This is a genomic window from Citrobacter sp. wls714 (assembly GCF_005281025.1).
In the GTDB taxonomy this organism is placed as follows: domain Bacteria; phylum Pseudomonadota; class Gammaproteobacteria; order Enterobacterales; family Enterobacteriaceae; genus Citrobacter; species Citrobacter werkmanii.
Map to the genome: position 1 here is coordinate 1 of NZ_SZWZ01000044.1, position 225 is coordinate 225.

The following is a 225-nucleotide window of genomic DNA, read 5'->3' on the forward strand; positions in this document are numbered from 1 at the left end:
CGCGCCATATCGTCATCAACGACACCCCATTCCAGAACTGCCAGCAGCATTGCCATCTTCGGCAGCCACGTTTCTTTCCAGCGGGTTATCTGTGCCTTATCGACGCCAATCTCTTTAGCTACGTTGTTGCCACCTTTCATGGCGATACGGTTAAGCAACCAGGACTCAATGCGACGGGCATTGACCTTGTTGCGGTTAATTGAGTTTTCCATTTGTTAAATTCCT

Annotated in this window: 1 protein-coding gene; it reads right to left on the bottom strand. The window is 49.3% G+C overall.

Going from position 1 to position 225, the window contains the following annotated elements:
- The coding region (locus FDX11_RS10205) for a CII family transcriptional regulator (RefSeq protein ID WP_137397845.1) at positions 1–212 on the bottom strand (212 nt) is incomplete at its 3' end.
- Positions 213–225: the final 13 nt, after the last annotated feature.